This window comes from Pseudomonas arcuscaelestis, from assembly GCF_016881005.1.
GTDB classification, from domain to species: domain Bacteria; phylum Pseudomonadota; class Gammaproteobacteria; order Pseudomonadales; family Pseudomonadaceae; genus Aquipseudomonas; species Aquipseudomonas arcuscaelestis.
Genome location: NZ_JACOPV010000018.1, coordinates 39146 through 55336 on the forward strand (window position 1 = coordinate 39146; position 16191 = coordinate 55336).

A 16191-nucleotide genomic window follows, 5' to 3' on the forward strand; every position below is an offset into this window, starting at 1 on the left:
TGGGCGCCAGAACAGCTGATTTACTCGGCCAGGTCCTGCTCCTCGATAGTCAGATTGTGGTTGGTGAACACACAGATGTCACCGGCAATGTTCAAGGCGGCTTCGGTGATTTCGCGGGCCGATAGATCGGTTTTCTGCAGCAATGCCTTGGCTGCCGCCTGGGCGTAGCCGCCACCGGAACCCATGGCGATCAGGCCATCTTCGGGTTCGACCACGTCACCGTTGCCGGTGATGATCAGTGAGGCATCCTTGTTGGCTACAGCCAGCATGGCTTCAAGGCGACTCAGGGAACGGTCGGTACGCCATTCCTTGGCCAGCTCGACGGCGGCGCGGATCAAATGGCCCTGGTGCTTTTCCAGCTGGCCTTCAAAGCGTTCGAAGAGGGTGAAAGCGTCGGCAGTGGCACCGGCGAAACCGGCGATGACTTGACCGTGGTAAAGACGACGGACCTTTTTGGCGTTGCCTTTCATCACGGTGTTGCCAAGAGAAACCTGGCCGTCGCCGCCCATGACGACTTTGCCGTGGCGGCGAACTGAAACGATGGTGGTCAAGGGAGAGTCTCCACGCAGCGGGGCGAAAATGCCGATGCAGACTCATATGGGGGTGCAGGGAAGGATTTCAACCTTGAAGGATGAGTGGTAACGCTTATCGCCGGGCAAGACCACTCCCACAGCGGAGGTACAGAACCTGTGGGAGTGGGCTTGTCGGGCAATGCTCAGGCTTCGTGGCTGATATGCCCGTCGACCAAGGTATAACGCACCGCACCCGGCAGGCAGTGGCCGATGAACGGGCAGTTATCGCCTTTGGAGCGCCACTGTTCACCCGCAACCGTCGAGGCGTTGGCGTCGAACAATACCAGATCCGCAGCGCTGCCTACCTGCAGCCTGCCGGCAGGTAGACGCAGGGCCGCCGCGGGTCCAGCCGACAAACGCTGCAACAAAGTCGGTAGATCGAGCAAGCCGTCTTCCACCAGGGTCATCGCCAGTGGCAGCAACAGCTCGACGCTGCTGATACCCGGCTCGGTGGCGCCGAATGGCGCCAGCTTGGCATCGCGTTCGTGGGGCTGGTGATGGCTGGAAATCGCCTGAATTACGCCGGACTTCACCGCTTCACGCAGGCCATCGCGGTCGGCTTGGGTACGCAGTGGTGGCTGCACGTGGTACAGGCTGGAGAAATCGCGCAGCGCTTCATCGGTAAGAATCAGTTGGTACAGTGCCACGTCAGCGGTCACCGGCAGTCCCAACTCCTGGGCCTGGGCGATCAGGCGTGCACCGCGGGCACTGGTCAATTGGCTGAAGTGCGCACGCACGCCGGTTTGCTCGACCAGCAGCAGGTTGCGCGCCAGGGCTACGGTTTCGGCAGTCTCCGGAATGCCCGGCAAGCCGAGGAAGCTGGCCATGGCGCCTTCGTGCGCCAGGCCACCCTGGGCCAGGTCGCGGTCCTGGGAGTGAAAGATCACCGTCAGGTCGAATGTCGCGGCGTACTCCAGGGCCCGAGCCAGGGTGCGGTTGTTGGCAAAGGCGTTGAGGCCGTTGCCGAAGGCAACACAGCCGGCATCGCGCAGCGCGATAAGCTCTGCCAGCTGTTCGCCCTCCAACCCTTTGCTCAGGGCGCCGATAGGGTAAACCTTGCTGTGCCCGGCTTCACGGGCGCGGTCGAGGATCAGTTCGGTGACCGCCGAGGTGTCGAGTACAGGTTTGGTCTGCGGTGGGCAGCACAGGCTGGTGACGCCACCGGCAGCAGCGGCACGGGTCTCGCTGGCGATACTGCCTTTGCGGCTGTAGCCCGGCTCACGCAGGGCAACGTTGAGGTCTACCAGGCCAGGGGCGGCGATCAGGCCCTGGGCGTCAATACTGCGCGCAGGGGTAAAACCTGCAGGCGCTGCACCAATAGCGATGATTTTGCCGGCATCAATGTGCAGGTCGGTGGTCTGGTCAAGGCCACTCAGTGGGTCAATGACCCGGGCGCCGAGAATGCTGAGAGTCACTGGGCGTTCTCCTGCTCGAATTGACGTTGGGCAGTCTGCCCGCTCATGGCCATGGACAATACGGCCATGCGCACTGCAATACCGTAGGTGACCTGATTGAGAATGACCGAGTGGGCACCGTCGGCAACCGCCGATTCGATTTCCACACCTCGGTTGATCGGCCCCGGGTGCATGACGATGGCGTCGGGCTTGGCCCCGGCCAGGCGCGCGGTGGTCAGGCCGAACAGGCGGTAGAACTCGCCTTCGCTGGGCAACAGGCCACCGGCCATGCGTTCACGCTGCAGGCGCAACATGATCACCACATCGACGTCCTTCAGACCCTGTTCGAGGTCGGTATAGACTTTCACGCCATACTGTTCGATTCCAATCGGCAGCAGGGTTTTTGGGCCGATCACGCGGATGTCCGGGCAGCCCAGGGTTTTCAGCGCGAGCATGTTCGAGCGGGCAACCCGCGAATGCAGGATGTCGCCGACGATGGCCACGGAAAGGTTTTCGAAGCCACCTTTATGGCGACGAATGGTGAGCATGTCGAGCATGCCCTGGGTTGGGTGGGCGTGACGGCCGTCGCCGCCGTTGATGATCGCCACTTCCGGGCAAACATGTTCGGCAATGAAGTGCGCAGCGCCGGAGTCGCCGTGGCGTACCACGAACATGTCGGCGGCCATGGCTTCGAGGTTGCGCAGGGTATCGAACAGGGTTTCACCTTTACTGGTCGAAGAGGTCGACACATTCAGGGTAATGACGTCTGCCGACAGCCGCTGGGCGGCCAATTCGAAGGTGGTGCGGGTTCGGGTGGAATTCTCGAAGAACACGTTGCACACGGTCTTGCCGCGCAGCAACGGGACCTTTTTAACGGCCCTGGCGCCAACTTCGAGGAACGAGTCGGCGGTGTCGAGGATTTCGGTCAGCAGTTCGCGGGGCAAACCGTCGAGCGAGAGAAAGTGGCGCAGCTGGCCCTGATCATTGAGCTGCAGCGGGCGCTTGGCGTCGATTGGCGTCATCGCGAGGGACTCTTAAAGGGCGGAAGCGGAAGCGAGGTCCTGGCGCTCGAGAGCGAGCGGCGCGGGTCCGGTCAATTTTACCCGTTCGTGGGCAGCCAGCGACAGGGTTGCACCGACCACATTCGGGCGGATCGGCAATTCGCCGGCATCCAGGTCAAGCAGGCAGACCAGAGTGACGCTGGCCGGACGGCCATAATCGAACAATTCATTGAGGGCGGCGCGGATAGTGCGACCGCTCATCAGCACGTCGTCCACCAGGATCAGGTGCTGGCCTTCGATCTCGAAGGGTAGGTCCGAAGGGCGCACTTGTGGGTGCAAGCCGTTCTGGCTGAAGTCATCGCGATAGAAAGATACATCTAGAGTGCCGAGAGCGGCGTCGCTGCCCAGTTCTTCGAGCAGGGCCTGGGCAACCCAGATGCCCCCGGTGCGGATGCCGATAAAGCGTGGCTCGGTAATGTTGCGACGGGCCAGATGGGCACGAAGGTCGACAGCCATCTGCCGGATCAGTTCGGCGGGATTGGGTAGGCTCATGCTTGCTCCTCAAGAGGCCGGGGGCGCAACGCTGACCCGGCTTGAATCCGATGATCAGGACTGCCCGGTATTGGCCTCCAGCCAGCCCTGCAGAAGCAGGGCGGCGGCAATGGCGTCCACCGGGTTGTCGCGGTAACTGCCACGCTGGCCGCCGCGGGCCATCCGTTCGCCCTTGGCTTCGAAGGTGGTCAGGCGTTCGTCGTGGGTATGCACAGGCAGGTTGAAGCGGCCGTTCAGGCGCCGGGCGAACTTTTCGGCGCGGGCACTCATTTCGCTGGGGGTGCCGTCCATGTTCAACGGCAGGCCAACGACGATGGCATCGGGTTGCCATTCCTTTATCAGTTTTTCGACCTGGGCCCAGTCCGGTGCACCGTTTTGGGCTTTGAGGGTACACAGCTCGCGGGCCTGGCCGGTAATCACCTGGCCAACCGCAACGCCGATCTGCTTGGTGCCGTAGTCAAAGCCCAGCAGTAGTCGCAACTCTGCCATCAGGCGTGCCCCGCCTGGCTGGTGAGCAGGCTCAGGTTGATGCCCAGGCTTGCCGCTGCCGCCGCGAGACGCTGCTCACAGGCCATGCCGAAAATGATCTCGGGGTCGAACGGGCAGTTCAGCCAGGCGTTGTCGGCCAGTTCTGCTTCCAACTGACCGGCTTCCCAACCTGCATAACCGAGGGTAATCAAGCTCTGTTTGGGGCCCAGTCCATCAGCGATGGCGAAAAGCACATCCTGTGAGGTGCTCAGCGACAGACCGTCCAGTTCGACAGTGGCCTGAAAGCTCTTGTCAGAGGTGTGCAGAACAAAACCGCGGTCGGTCTGTACCGGGCCGCCCATGTAAATGGGTATGTGGGTACAGCTGGCAGGCGGCTCGGTGTCCGGGCGCAACTGTTCGAGAATATCGGCCAGATTCAGTTCCTGAGGCCGATTGACCACCAGCCCCATCGCACCATTGGCGTTGTGCTCGACGATGTAGGTCAAAGTATGCGCGAAATGCGGATCAGCCATATGTGGCATGGCGATCAGGAACTGATGCTTGAGGTAACTCGGGCTGAGGTTTTTCATGGTTGATAGTGTGGCGGTGAGGGGGCGGGCTGACAAGCCTGTTTGTGTGGGTACCCGCGGGCTCAGTTGCTGGACAGGCGGTCGCCACGGGCAAAGCGCCAGGTGCGGATGATTTCCAGGCGGTCGATGTCGGCCAGATCGCCGGTGAACGGGGCAAAGGGTGCCGCCAGGCGGACGATGCGCTGTGCTGCCTGGTCGAGCAAGGGTTGCCCGGAAGACTCCAGTACCAGTACCTCATAGAGCGAGCCGTCACGGTTGATCGAGACCATTAGCCGCAGGTTGCCGTAGATCTGTTGGCGACGGGCTTCATCGGGGTAGTTGAGGTTGCCGATGCGCTCGACCTTCTTGCGCCATTCGTCTTTGTACCAGGCACCTTTGTCGCGCATGGTCGATGCGGCGTTCAGGCGGTGGATGCGAGGGCGCTTGGCATACAGCTGCTGTTCGTTGGAAAGCTCGGCTTCGAGGCTGGCAATCTGGCTGGACAACTGCGAGCTGTCGAAGTCCGGGGTCGCTGCCTTGGGTTTTGGCTGTGGCTTGGCTTCTTTTGGTCGGGTTTCGACTTTTTGTGGCTTAGGCGCCTTGGTGGTGACCACGGCCTTGGGCGGCGTCGGTTGAGGCTGCACTTCAGGCTTGGCGGCGGGCGGCGGCGTTACCTTGTTGATCTTGCTGTCCTGGAACGGCGCCACCTCGGTGGTTTTGGGTACTGCTTTCTTGTCCAGCGTGCCGCTGCCCTGTTGGTTGTCCTGGGCAAGATAGTCGGCCTTGGCCGGCGCCTTCTCGCTTTTGAACGTAGCCAGGGTGATTTCCATGGTGCGGCGGATTTCTTCTGGCTTGGCGAAGGAAAAACCCAGGCCAAGAATCAGTGCCAGGTGCACCAGGGCGGCCAGAAACAGGGTAAAGCCGAGCCGATCCGCCGCACGAATGCGGGGCGGAGTGAAGTCGGCAGGGATGTCAGCAGGCAGCGTCATCAGGTATCCAGCAACCACTAGGCCGGGGCGAAACCGGCAGGGTGGGTGCGCAGGTCAAAAAAACGACCGGCATGATAACCCACTCTGCGCGGTTGCTTTGCGTCGGCTGTCAGCGCGCCTTGAGCTTGCGATCAATGGCATCCATCAACTGCACGCCGATGCGGGTGCCGAAGGCGTTGTCGATTTCACGGATGCAGGTCGGGCTGGTGACGTTGATTTCGGTCAGGTGCTCACCGATAACGTCCAGGCCAACGAACAGCAGGCCTTTCTCACGCAGGGTAGGGCCGACCTGCTCAGCAATCCAGCGATCGCGATCGGTCAATGGCCGGGCTTCGCCACGGCCGCCAGCGGCCAGGTTGCCACGGGTTTCACCGCTGGCCGGGATGCGCGCCAGGCAGTAAGGCACAGGTTCGCCGTCGATCATCAGGATGCGCTTGTCACCATCCTTGATCGCTGGCAGGTAGGCTTGCGCCATGATCTGCTGGGCGCCAAGGGCTGTCAGGGTTTCAAGGATCACCGAGAGGTTCGGGTCGCCCACGCGGTGGCGGAAAATCGAGGTGCCGCCCATGCCGTCCAGTGGTTTGAGGATGACATCACCGTGTTCGGCGGCAAACTCGCGGATGATGTCCGGGCGACGGCTGACCAGGGTAGGTGGCGTGCACTGTGGGAAAAGCGTGGCGAACAGCTTTTCGTTGCAGTCGCGCAGGCTCTGTGGACGGTTGACCACCAGTACGCCAGCAGCTTCGGCCTGTTCCAGCAGATAAGTGCTGTAGACGAACTCCATGTCGAAGGGCGGGTCCTTGCGCATCAGGATTACATCCAGATCGCTCAAGGCGCAGTCTTGCTCGTCTTCCAGCTCGAACCAGTGCTGCGGGTCAGCAAACACTTTCAGCGCGCGCATCCGCGCACGGGCCTGGCCCTGGCCTTGGTAGAGGTCCTGCTGCTCCATATAGAACAACGACCAGCCGCGCTCCTGGGCGGCAAGCAGCATGGCCAGCGAGCTGTCCTTTTTATAGGAGATGCGCGCAATGGGGTCCATGACAATACCGAGGCGAACGCTCATGGGCTATATCCTCTCAGCGGCGTTGGGCCGCGTTGGCTCAAATGAAAAGTGGCGTCAGGGTGGCGCTCGCGGCGCTGGCGGTCAAGGGAAAAACGCATCCTGGGCGGCCCTGCGGCCAGCGCTGATGCAGGCCGATGGAATGCACCCCCAGAGTATGCTAAAAAGGCCTGGCACGTGGCCTGCACGGGCCTCTCCAGCTGCAAGCCACAAGCCGCCAGTTGCAAGAAAAAGCATGCCGCGTAAACCTGCTTATTCTTGCCGCTTGAATCTTGTAGCTTGCCGCTCATAGCGAGCAGCGATGGTAGAGCAATTATGGAACAGCCCCGCGCGGCACTCAAAGTGATGGTGATCGATGACTCCAAGACGATTCGCCGCACCGCTCAAATGCTGCTCAGTGAAGTAGGGTGCGAGGTCATCACGGCCACCGACGGCTTCGACGCCCTGGCCAAGATTGTCGACCAGCACCCACAAATCATTTTTGTCGATGTACTGATGCCGCGACTCGATGGTTACCAGACTTGCGCCTTGATCAAGCACAACAGCGCCTTCAAGGATACGCCAGTGATTCTCCTGTCTTCACGCGACGGCTTGTTCGACAAGGCCAGGGGTCGCGTGGTTGGCTCTGATCTATTTTTGACCAAACCTTTCAGCAAGGAAGAGCTGCTGGATGCAATCAGGGCCCATGTGCCCGGGTTCGCCGCAGAAGAACAACACGCACCCTGACGCCGCGCCCCGGCAGCAGCGTCCATTCCTTTGATGGGGAACAGCATGGCTCGAGTTCTGATCGTCGACGATTCGCCGACTGAAATGTACAAATTGACCGGAATGCTCGAAAAGCACGGGCATCAAGTGCTCAAGGCTGAGAACGGCGCCGACGGCGTGGCCCTGGCCACCCAGGAGAAGCCCGATGCAGTGCTGATGGACATCGTCATGCCCGGCGTGAACGGCTTCCAGGCAACTCGCCAGCTCAGCAAGAGCCCGGAGACCGCCAGTATCCCAGTCATTATCGTCACCACCAAGGATCAGGAAACCGACAAGGTCTGGGGCAAGCGCCAGGGCGCCAGTGACTACCTGACCAAACCTGTGGATGAAGAGACGCTGATCAAGGTACTCAACGGCGTCCTCAAAGGTTGATTACCCAGGCGATGGGCGAGTCGCTGACAGCCTTCGAACTGCTGCTGGACATCGACCGGCGCTGCCGGCTGCTGGCGGCTGACCTGCCCCTGCAGGAAACCCACCTGCAGAGCTGGAGCGGTATTGGCTTTCGTATCGGCGACCAGTGGTTCGTTGCGCCGATGGGGGAGGTCGCCGAGGTTTTGCACGAGCCGCGCCTGAGCCGAATTCCTGGGGTCAAACCGTGGGTCAGCGGAGTGGCCAACCTGCGCGGGCGCCTGCTGCCGGTCATGGACTTGTGCGGTTTCTTCGGCCTCGGCTTGTCGGCCCCGCGCAAACAGCGGCGGGTCCTGGTGCTCGATCATGAGGAGCTGTTTGCTGGGTTGCTGGTCGACGAAGTGCTTGGCTTGCAGCATTTCCCGTTGCACAGCCTGGAGCTTTCACCACCCACACCCTTGCTCAGCGGCGCGGCGCCTTATGTCCAGGGTCATTTCCAGCGGCAACGCTGCTGGGCCATTTTCAGCCCGCTGGCCCTGGCCCAGGCGCCGGGTTTTCTTGACGTGGCGTTGTAAAGGATTGCCAGATTCGTGACCAAGACCACTCCGGCTACTTCAACCCAAGGCTCGCGCAGCAGCGCCCGGATCGCGGCGTTGTTCGTCGTGTTGATCCTGTCGATCATCTTGCTGTTCGCCAACTTCGCCTACCTCAACACCCAGGCCAATTACGACAAGCAGTACATTGGTCATGCGGGTGAGCTGCGGGTGCTGTCCCAGCGTATCGCCAAGAACGCCACCGAGGCTGCGGCCGGTAAGGCACGGGCGTTTCGCCTGCTTAGCGAGGCACGTAACGACTTCGACCAGCGCTGGGGCTACCTGAAAAAAGGCGATGCCAGCACCGGCTTGCCTCCTGCGCCGCCGGCCGTACGCAATGAAATGGATTCGGTGCTGCGCGACTGGGAAGGCCTGCGTAAAAACACCGACACCATTTTGGCCAGCGAACAAACCGTGCTGTCGTTGCACCAGGTCGCCGCCACGCTGGCCGAAACCGTGCCGCAGCTTCAGGTTGAGTACGAGAAGGTCGTCGAAATATTGCTGCGCAGCGGCGCACCGGCCAATCAGGTGGCAGTGGCGCAGCGTCAATCGTTGCTTGCCGAGCGTATTCTCGGTTCGGTGAATACGGTTTTGGCCGGTGACGAAAATGCAGTGCAGGCGGCCGATGCATTCGGTCGCGATGCCAGCCGTTTCGGCCAGGTACTCGATGGCATGCTCGGTGGCAATGCGAATATCCAGATCACCCGCGTGCAGGACCCGGATGCTCGCGCCCGTTTGGCGGAAATTGCCGAGTTGTTCCAGTTCGTCGCCGGTTCGGTGGATGAGATTCTCGAAACCTCGCCGGAACTGTTTAGGGTGCGTGAGGCTGCCGGTAATATTTTCAACCAGTCGCAAACCTTGCTGGATGAAGCGTCGCGCCTGACCAACGGTTTGGAAAACCTCGCCAGTGGACGCACCCTCGATACCGTGGGCGGCTACGTGCTGGGCTTGCTGGCCCTGGCTTCGATCATCCTGATCGGCCTGGTGATGGTCCGTGAGACTCACCGGCAATTGCGTGAAACCGCGCAGATGAACGAGCGCAACCAGCAAGCGATCATGCGTTTGCTTGACGAAATAGAGGACCTGGCTGATGGCGACCTGACCGTGATGGTGTCGGTCACCGAGGATTTTACCGGCGCCATTGCCGACTCGATCAATTACTCCATCGATCAACTGCGTGATCTGGTTGCTACCATCAACCTCAGTGCCGAAGAGGTGGCCAGCGCCGTGCAGGAAACCCAGAACACCGCCCATCAGTTGGCCAAGGCTTCAGAGCATCAGGCCGAGCAGATCAGCGAAGCGTCGGTGGCGGTCGGAGACATGGCCGAATCCATCGACCGGGTTTCTACCCATGCCTATGAATCGGCCAAGGTTGCCGAGCGTTCCGTTGCCATTGCCAACAAAGGCAACGAGGTGGTGCACAACACCATTCATGGCATGGACAACATTCGCGAGCAGATTCAGGACACCGCCAAGCGAATCAAGCGTCTGGGCGAGTCCTCGCAGGAAATCGGCGACATCGTCAGTCTGATCGATGATATTGCCGACCAGACCAACATCCTCGCCCTCAATGCGGCGATCCAGGCGTCGCTGGCCGGTGAGGCCGGGCGTGGTTTTGCGGTGGTTGCCGATGAAGTCCAGCGCCTGGCGGAACGTTCGTCTTCGGCCACCCGCCAAATCGAGGCGTTGGTACGTACGATCCAGACCGACACCAACGAGGCGGTGATCTCCATGGAGCAAACCACGGCCGAGGTGGTGCGCGGCGCGCGCCTGGCGCAGGATGCCGGCGTAGCCCTGGAGGAAATCGAAGGGGTGTCACAAACACTCGCCGAACTTATCCACAGTATCTCCGATGCCGCCCAGCTGCAGACCTCATCGGCCGGGCAGATCTCACATACCATGGCAGTGATCCAGCAGATCACTTCGCAGACTTCGGCAGGCTCGAACGCAACCGCCGAGAGCATCGGCGACCTGGCGCGCATGGCCAGCGAAATGCGGCGCTCGGTGTCCGGTTTCACCCTGCCACCGACGCCGCCAAGTTGAGCGTGCGCACGTGACCATGGCAACGGGAGCAGATATGGCTGAGCGGCACGATACGGTGGCCCTGGCCTGGGTCAAGGGCGCCATTGCTGACTGTCTGGCCCAGGCACGTCTGGCGCTGGAGCATTTTTGCGCCGAGCCTGGCGATGAAGAGGACCTGGTCGGCTTTATTGAAAATCTGCATCAGGTGCGTGGCTGTCTGGTGATGCTGGAACTCAGTGGTGCCGCACTGCTTGCTGAAGAGCTGAAGCAGTTGGGCGTGGCTCTGCGGGAGAAGCGCGTCACCCAGCGCGGAGAGGCCCTTGGCGCCTTGTTTCGCGGCCTGGAGCAATTGCCGCTGTATCTGGATCGGCTGCGCAGCGCCCGACGTGACTTGCCATTGGTCGTGTTGCCCGTGCTTAACCAGCTGCGCGCCGAACGCGGTGTAGAACCGCTGGGCCAGGGCAGCCTTTACGGTACAGCGCCAGTGGCGGCGGAGGAACTGGCCAATCTCGACTTGTCGCTGGGTTCTTTGCGCGAGCGACTGCAGGCGGGTCCCGACCGCGATGCCTTGCGCTCGGTGGTGGCAGCGCTGTGCGAAGACTTGATGCGGGCCAAGGAGCGTCTCGACCTGTTTGTGCGCGGCGATCGTCGGCGCCTGGACGACCTGCAACCGTTGCTTGCCCCGCTGCGCCAGATCGCCGACACCCTGGCTGTGCTCAATTTCAGCCAGCCCCGGCGGGTAATTATCGAACAGGTGCTGGTACTGCAACATCTGGCTCAGGGCCAATGTGCGCCGGACGATGCGCTGTTGATGGATGTCGCCGGGGCACTGCTGTATGTCGAGGCCACTCTGGCAGGTATGGTCGGCCCGCTGGAACAGCATCCTAGCCAGAGCTCGTTGCCGGGCACCGATCTGGCAGAAATCCGCCAGTTGGTCCTCGAAGAAGCGCATTCGGTCTTGCAGCAGGTCAAGGACCAGATCGGCGATTGCCTCGATGCCGGCTGGCAACCTCAACGACTGTTGGTGCTACCGGGGCTTTTGCAGCAGATCCGCGGGGCGCTGGCGATGCTCATGCTGCCGCGACCCGCGACCTTGTTCGGTCATTGTGGCGAGTACATGCACTCCCATATGCTCGGTGCCACGCCACCTGATGCCACAGCGTTGGCGCATCTGGCGGATGCGTTGAGTGCGTGCGAGTGCTATCTGCAATGGTTGATCGCGGATCCGCAGGCCAACCCCTGGCGCTTTCTCGACGCTGCCCAGGCCAGCCTGGCGGCGCTGGGCTATGCCCCCGAGCCTGAACCCGAGCCTGAAAGGGTTCAGGGCCAGTCGGCGGCGGTTGAGCCGCAAGTTGTCGATGACGAGTTACGTGAAGTATTCCTTGAAGAAGCCGATGAGTTATTGCCTCAGCTGACTGAACAATGGCTGCGCTGGCAGGCGGCCACGAGCGACCGTGATGCCTTGGTAGAGCTGCGCCGCGGCTTGCATACGCTCAAGGGTAGCGGACGCATGGTTGCGGCCCAAGGTTTGGCAGAGCTGGCCTGGGCGGCGGAGCACTTTCTCAATCGCGTGCTTGAAGGGCGCGTGGAAATCGGCGCTGCACCGCTGGCCAGTTTGCAGCAAGCCTTGGATTTGATTCCCGGGCTGCTCGCAGCCTTTGCCAGCGGGCAGGTGCAGGCGCCCAAGGATGTCGAGCAGTTAGCATTGCGCCTGCACGCGCTGGCAATGAACGACGCGCCTCATGAGACCGACAGCAGCGATGCAATTGACCCGCAGTTGTTGGAGATTTTCCGCGCTGAGGCATTGGTTCACCTGGCCAGCCTCGAGCGTTTTTTGCAGGCTGCCGATCAGCATTTGCCACAACCGGTCAGTGACAGTCTGCAGCGCGCTTTTCACACCCTAAAGGGCAGCGCGGCGATGGCCGGAGTAACCGCCATCGCCGAGTTGGCTGCTGCGCTCGATCTGCTCGCCCGCGAATTCAAGGCTCATCAACTGGCCTTCGACCTTGAAGAAATTTACCTCCTGGAAAGCGCCGAGCCCTTGTTGCGTCGCGGCCTTGAGCAGTTGTCCCGCGCGCCCTTGGCACCGATTAACGGCGCCTGGACCCTGATCGAAGAAATCCATCAAGTGGTTGAGGCGCGTCTGTCGGCCTTGCAGCAGGTACAGAGCAGCGGTGGGCTGATCAAGCGCGATCCGCAACTGATTGCCAGTTTCCTGGCCCAGGGCATGGACATTCTGCTCGATGCCGAATCGCTGTTACTGCGCTGGCAGGAGCATCCCGGTGAGCGCCAGGAATTGAGCGCATTGCTCGACGAGCTGACCACGCTGGGAGAAAGCGCTCACTTGGCTGATCTCTGGCAAGTGGATGAACTGTGCGAAGCGCTGCTGGACCTGTATGGTGCCGTCGAGGAAAGCAGTCTGGCGGTCAGTGCACGATTTTTCGAGCAGGCGCAGCATGCCCACGAGGCGCTGATCGATATGCTCGACCAGCTTGCCGCCGGTCAAGAGGTAGCCCCACGTCCGGAGCGCCTGGAGGCGTTGCGTGAGCTGCTCGATGAAGCATTGGCGCCCGATGCTACCGGTTTGATCAGCCATCATGATGGACAGGCTCGGATTGCCGACCTTGGCGCCGCTACAGCAGCGCTGTCGCTGGATCCAGCAGTAGTCGAGCTGTTTCTCGAAGAGGCCGGTGATGTGCTGCAAAGCGTCAACCAGGCGCTGGATCGCTGGTTGGCCGATGCCGACAATGCCTCGGCGCTTTCTTCTTTGCAGCGTGATCTGCACACCCTCAACGGCGGGGCGCAAATGGCCGGTATTGGTGCGGTCGAAGTGCTCGTCCAAGAGCTTGAGCTGATGTACGAAGGCTTGGTGGATCGACGCTTTGCCTCGTCCCCTGAGTTGTTCGCCTTGCTCAAGCGTAGTCATGCCAAATTGGCCCGCATGTTCGAGCAGTTGCAGGCCGGCCAATCGACTTCTACAACCGTTGAGCTGCTGGCAGCGCTGCGTGAGTATCGCCACAGTGCGCCACCTGCGGTCCCTGTGGAGAAAGTGCCAGACCCGGTTCAGGATGCAGGAGACAAGGAGCTTCTGGAGATATTTCTGGAAGAAAGTTCTGACATTGTCGAAAGCTCTGGCGCCGCACTGTTGCGCTGGCAGGCCGAGCCACGCAATGGCGTTGAGGTGGAAAACCTGTTGCGCGACTTGCATACCCTCAAGGGTGGTGCGCGCATGGTTGAAATCGCACCCATTGGGGATCTGGCCCATGAGCTGGAGTTTCTTTACGAATTGCTGGCGGCCGGCCAACTACAGCCCAGTGCGGCGCTGTTCAGCCTGCTGCAAAACTGTCATGACCGTCTGGCTCATATGCTTGATGCGGTGCGCCTGCAACAGCCGCTCCATGCTGCGACGGCGCTGATCGACTACATCCGTAACTTCAGCAGTGCGGCGTTGGCAGACACTGCAGCGCATCATTCACACCTTGAAGTTGTACCCGTTGAAGCGCCAGTGGCAGTGCCCGAGCGCGGCCCCGCGGACATGGTCAAAGTGGCCGCCGAGCTGCTTGATGACTTGGGTAACCTGGCCAGCGAGCACTCGATCATTCGCGGGCGCATCGAGCAGCAGGTCAATGACGCGCAAGTGGCATTGAATGAGATGGAAACCACGCTGGAGCGTATGCGCGACCAGTTGCGCCGGCTGGACACCGAAACCCAGGGGCGAATCCTCAGCCGTCAGCACGGTGATGGTGATGGTCAGGTCTACGACGATTTCGACCCCTTGGAAATGGATCGTCATTCGCAGTTGCAGCAGCTTTCACGCGCCTTGTTCGAATCGGCATCCGACTTGCTCGACCTCAAGGAAACCCTGGCAGTGCGCGCTCAGGATGCGCAGAGCCTGTTGCAGCAGCAAGGGCGGGTCAACAGCGAGCTGCAAGAAGGTCTGATGAGCACGCGCATGGTGCCTTTCGAGCGACTGGTGCCCCGGTTGCAGCGTGTCGTGAGGCAGGTCGCCAGTGAGCTGGATAAACAGGTCGAGCTGGTGGTCGGCAATGCCGAAGGCGAGTTGGACCGCAGCGTGCTGGAAAGGATGGTGGCGCCGCTCGAACATATGCTGCGCAATGCCGTCGATCATGGCTTGGAGTCTCGGGAAATTCGGCTTGCCGCAGGCAAACCTGAGCAAGGGTTGATCTCGCTGAGCTTGTTGCACGAGGGGGCCGACATCGTCATTGAAATGACTGACGACGGTGCCGGTGTTTCGCTGGAGGCTGTGCGGCGCAAGGCGATCAAGCGCGGCCTGCTCGATCCTGCGGCAGCGCTCAGCGATCATGAAATCATGCAGTTCATCCTTCAGCCGGGATTCTCCACGGCCGAGAAAATCACCCAGATCTCCGGGCGCGGCCTGGGCATGGACGTGGTCCATGAAGAGGTCAAACAGCTGGGTGGCTCGATGGTTATCGAATCCAATCCAGGCAAGGGCGCGCGCTTTCTGATTCGCTTGCCATTCACCGTATCGGTGAACCGGGCCTTGATGGTGCAGTACGGCGAGGAGCAGTACGCCGTGCCGCTCAATACCATCGAGGGTATCGTGCGCGTGCCGCCTGCTGAACTTGAAGCGTGCTACCAACTCGATCCACCGTGCTATGAATACGCCGGGCACCGATACGAACTGCACTACCTGGGAGAATTGTTGCAAGGGACAGTGCAACCACGCTTGCTAGGGCAGAGCCTGCCGTTGCCCGTGTTGCTGGTGCACTCCCATGATCAGCAGTTCGCAATCCAGGTCGACAGCCTGGCGGCCAGTCGCGAAATTGTGGTCAAGAGCCTGGGTCCGCAGTTTGCCAGCGTCCAGGGTTTATCCGGGGCGACCTTGCTGGGTGACGGCCGGGTTGTGTTGATTCTGGATCTGCTCGGGCAACTTCGCGGTTTGCAACTGCGCCATGCCCAGCAGGCAAGCAGTGCTGCGCGCATCCTTGCGCCGCAGGTCGGGCAGGTGCCAAAGCGATCGTTGCTGGTGATGGTCGTCGATGACTCTGTGACGGTGCGCAAGGTTACTGGCCGACTGCTCGAACGCCATGGTATGAACGTACTCACCGCCAAGGATGGCGTCGATGCAATGGCGCTGTTGCAGGAGCATCGACCGGACGTCCTGCTGCTGGATATCGAGATGCCGCGCATGGATGGTTTCGAAGTCGCCACGCAGATTCGCCAGGATCCGGAACTCAAGGATCTGCCCATCATCATGATCACCTCGCGAACCGGACAAAAGCACCGCGACCGGGCCATGTCCATCGGCGTCAACGATTACCTGGGTAAACCCTACCAGGAGTCGGTACTGCTGCAGAGTATTGCCTTTTGGAGTACCCGCCATGCTTGAACAATCTGCCCGCAATGGTCGGCGCAGCAGCCTCACCGGCCTGCTGCTGGCCCTGGATGACCGTTGCCTGGTGCTGCCCAACGTCGCGGTAGCCGAGCTGATCGGCTTTCAGGCGGGCACTCCGGCACCCGAGCAGCCCAACTGGATGCTTGGCTGGATCGAATGGCGCAACCAGCGTTTGCCGTTGCTCAGCTTCGAGGCCGCTTGTGGTGGCCAGGTGCGGGTCGGTGAGCGTGCGCGAATCGTTGTCCTCAACGCGTTGGGTGGCAGTCGCCTGCGCTTCATTGCCATGCTGGTGCAGGGCATTCCGCGCTCGTGCAAGCTCGACAGCCAACTCAACTACGTCGATGTACCGCTGGCCGAACTGGAGCTGGCAGCTGTCCAGGTTGGCGAGCAGATTGCCAGGGTCCCTGACCTTGCCGCACTGGAGCAGTTACTGGAGGACGCGGGGCTGGTTTGAAACATTTGCCTGTGTAGGATGGGAAGC

14 protein-coding genes are annotated in these 16191 nt (G+C 61.2%); 6 read left to right on the top strand and 8 right to left on the bottom strand.

Features of this window, described 5'->3' with window-relative positions; all coding sequences use genetic code 11:
• Nucleotides 1-20: 20 nt before the first annotated feature.
• The 8 genes from hslV to gshB form a co-directional block, all read right to left on the bottom strand.
• The gene (gene hslV / locus H8F21_RS24475; RefSeq protein ID WP_136478503.1) at nucleotides 21-551 is read right to left on the bottom strand and encodes an ATP-dependent protease subunit HslV; all 531 of its coding nucleotides are present in this window, start codon (nucleotides 549-551) and stop codon (nucleotides 21-23) included.
• 164 nt (nucleotides 552-715) lie between these two features.
• The gene (locus tag H8F21_RS24480) at nucleotides 716-1987 is read right to left on the bottom strand and encodes a dihydroorotase (protein ID WP_203482084.1); all 1272 of its coding nucleotides are present in this window, start codon (nucleotides 1985-1987) and stop codon (nucleotides 716-718) included.
• Entirely contained in the window at nucleotides 1984-2988 is a 1005-nt protein-coding gene (locus tag H8F21_RS24485) for an aspartate carbamoyltransferase catalytic subunit (protein WP_038997542.1), read from the bottom strand. The genes H8F21_RS24480 and H8F21_RS24485 overlap by 4 nt, the downstream gene beginning before the upstream one ends.
• Before the next feature lie 12 nt (nucleotides 2989-3000).
• Nucleotides 3001-3519, bottom strand: coding sequence for a bifunctional pyr operon transcriptional regulator/uracil phosphoribosyltransferase PyrR (gene pyrR, locus H8F21_RS24490; protein WP_136478501.1), 519 nt, complete (start codon nucleotides 3517-3519; stop codon nucleotides 3001-3003).
• Between the two features lie 54 nt (nucleotides 3520-3573).
• A complete protein-coding gene (ruvX, locus tag H8F21_RS24495) occupies nucleotides 3574-4008 on the bottom strand; it encodes a Holliday junction resolvase RuvX (RefSeq protein ID WP_203482082.1) in 435 nt (144 codons plus the stop codon).
• Nucleotides 4008-4577, bottom strand: a complete 570-nt coding sequence (locus tag H8F21_RS24500) for a YqgE/AlgH family protein (RefSeq protein WP_203482080.1) — start codon at nucleotides 4575-4577, stop codon at nucleotides 4008-4010. The genes ruvX and H8F21_RS24500 overlap by 1 nt, the downstream gene beginning before the upstream one ends.
• A gap of 62 nt (nucleotides 4578-4639) precedes the next feature.
• The gene (locus tag H8F21_RS24505) at nucleotides 4640-5545 is read right to left on the bottom strand and encodes an energy transducer TonB (protein WP_203482078.1); all 906 of its coding nucleotides are present in this window, start codon (nucleotides 5543-5545) and stop codon (nucleotides 4640-4642) included.
• Between the two features lie 109 nt (nucleotides 5546-5654).
• The gene (gene gshB / locus H8F21_RS24510; protein ID WP_136478497.1) at nucleotides 5655-6608 is read right to left on the bottom strand and encodes a glutathione synthase; all 954 of its coding nucleotides are present in this window, start codon (nucleotides 6606-6608) and stop codon (nucleotides 5655-5657) included.
• A gap of 312 nt (nucleotides 6609-6920) precedes the next feature.
• Here gshB and pilG point away from each other — a divergent pair, with 312 nt between their 5' ends.
• The 6 genes from pilG to H8F21_RS24540 are packed head-to-tail and all read left to right on the top strand — an operon-like array spanning nucleotide 6921 to nucleotide 16164.
• Nucleotides 6921-7331, top strand: a complete 411-nt coding sequence (pilG, locus tag H8F21_RS24515; protein WP_136478496.1) for a twitching motility response regulator PilG — start codon at nucleotides 6921-6923, stop codon at nucleotides 7329-7331.
• Between the two features lie 45 nt (nucleotides 7332-7376).
• Entirely contained in the window at nucleotides 7377-7742 is a 366-nt protein-coding gene (gene pilH / locus H8F21_RS24520; RefSeq protein ID WP_203482076.1) for a response regulator, read from the top strand.
• A gap of 11 nt (nucleotides 7743-7753) precedes the next feature.
• A complete protein-coding gene (locus H8F21_RS24525) occupies nucleotides 7754-8293 on the top strand; it encodes a chemotaxis protein CheW (RefSeq protein WP_408004462.1) in 540 nt (179 codons plus the stop codon).
• 15 nt (nucleotides 8294-8308) lie between these two features.
• A complete protein-coding gene (locus tag H8F21_RS24530) occupies nucleotides 8309-10354 on the top strand; it encodes a methyl-accepting chemotaxis protein (protein ID WP_203482065.1) in 2046 nt (681 codons plus the stop codon).
• A 34-nt stretch (nucleotides 10355-10388) separates the two neighbouring features.
• On the top strand, nucleotides 10389-15704 hold the full coding sequence (locus H8F21_RS24535; protein ID WP_203585523.1) for an Hpt domain-containing protein: 5316 nt from the start codon (nucleotides 10389-10391) through the stop codon (nucleotides 15702-15704).
• Nucleotides 15697-16164, top strand: a complete 468-nt coding sequence (locus H8F21_RS24540) for a chemotaxis protein CheW (protein ID WP_203482061.1) — start codon at nucleotides 15697-15699, stop codon at nucleotides 16162-16164. The genes H8F21_RS24535 and H8F21_RS24540 overlap by 8 nt, the downstream gene beginning before the upstream one ends.
• Nucleotides 16165-16191: the final 27 nt, after the last annotated feature.